The following is a 1,594-nucleotide window of genomic DNA, read 5'->3' as shown; positions in this document are numbered from 1 at the left end:
GCCCTTCTCTATCGCGGTTTAGGTCAAGGCCCTTCTCTATCGCGGTTTAGGTCAAGGCCCTTTCTGATTACGTCATGCCACATTCCTTCTGCATGTCGTTTTGCACCGGCTGATGTTGCCGCACGGGGCTCTTGCTTCTCTTCGAGGTTGGCGCATGACCACCTCATGATGGGATAAGAGGATGAGGCGGTTCAATCTTTCGGGCGCCCTTGCCGCCGGTCAGCAGCAGGATCTGCGGACGTTGCGAACTCACCCCACCCGTCGTCCCCGTGAGGACATCTTTCTGCCGGAGCAGAACTCGTTGATCTCCTTGCCAGTACTGCGTCAGTACAGCCGAAGGTTTAGGCTGCCTTGGCGACGGCAGGGCCGTTGCTCCAGCGGAACTCGGTGCCGTCGACCCACATGCGGTGCAGGATTACCGCCAGGCGCCTCGCGACTGCGACGATGGCACGGCGCATGCCGCGCCGCTGGGCCACTCGCATGCCCCACGCCTTCAGCCAGGACCATTTCCGGCTGTGGGTGAGGAGCGACTGCGCGGCCTCGTACAACATCGTGCGGAGCATGGTGTCACCGCACTTGGACACACGGCCATCATAGTCGATCTCGCCGGACTGGAATCGCTTTGGCGTCAGACCGACATGCGCGCCGACCGCCCTGGAGTGAACGAAGCGCTGCGGCTGATCAATGGTAGCCCGGTAAGTCAGCGCGACGACCACGCCGACGCCGGGTGCTGTCATGAGCCGTCGGCAAATCGGGTCATGGCGGACCGTGTCGAGCAGCATCTTGTGGAGGACCGCGAACTGCTGGCGCATCACTCGCCGGACGGTGAGCAGCGGTTCCACGATAGCGGCTAGCTTCGGAAAGTCTTCGACCAGCTCGCGGATCCGCGCCTCGTACCCGCGGGTGCTGACCGTGCCCACCTTGAGACCGAAGTTGCGCAGCGTCCCGCGTAGATCGCACTCGACGTCGAGCAGTTTTCTCTGGAGCAGCTTGCGGCTGGTCAGCAGCATCCGCTGCTCCTGGGCAACCAGGGTCTTCACATGCACCGGCTTGAACAGCCCGACCCGCATCATCTGCGCGATGCCGCGCGCATCATTGCGGTCACTCTTGTTGATCTGCTGCCCCTTGAGCAGCGCTTGCATGTGCCGGGTCTCGACGCAGACAACCGGCAGCCCGGCGGCAGCCAGACCGTTGACCAGCCATTGCGAGAGCGGGCCGGCTTCGATCCCGACCCGGACATAGGCCTCGCCGATTGAGGTCAGCAGCGTGACGATGTCGTCCGGCTCGCTCGGTACCTTCTGCTCCAACACCACCTCGCCAACCTCGTCGACGACACACACCGCCGTCTCCTTCACCGAAACATCCAGACCTACAAAATGTGCCATCGTCGTCGCTCCTTCTTCGATCTACGAGGTCAGGGCGACCCCGATTCTACGATCGTACGTGAAGGGGCTACGCTCATCCTGATATCGTCGGGCGCAGCCGCCGCGATATACCATCTTTTGGCTAAGTTTCGCCACTCGAACCGGCACTCGTTGAAAACCAAAATTGCCTGCTGATCGCTCGACGCGAGATGGGGTTCGACACTCCAGGG

At 62.1% G+C, this 1,594-nt stretch carries 1 protein-coding gene; it reads right to left on the bottom strand.

Going from position 1 to position 1,594, the window contains the following annotated elements; genetic code table 11:
• Window positions 1–341: 341 nt before the first annotated feature.
• Window positions 342–1,385, bottom strand: a complete 1,044-nt coding sequence (locus GY769_04490; protein MCP4201174.1) for an IS110 family transposase — start codon at window positions 1,383–1,385, stop codon at window positions 342–344.
• Between the last annotated feature and the right edge of the window lie 209 nt (window positions 1,386–1,594).

This window comes from bacterium (assembly GCA_024224155.1).
Classification (GTDB): domain Bacteria; phylum Acidobacteriota; class Thermoanaerobaculia; order Multivoradales; family JAHEKO01; genus CALZIK01.
The sequence above is the reverse complement of the archived record's forward strand: the minus strand, read 5'-3'. Positions and strand labels throughout refer to the sequence as shown.

Excerpts from the sequence above, each read along its gene's own strand:
- GY769_04490 (MCP4201174.1), bottom strand. The coding sequence starts at position 1,385 with ATGGCACATTTTGTAGGTCTGGATGTTTCGGTGAAGGAGACGGCGGTG.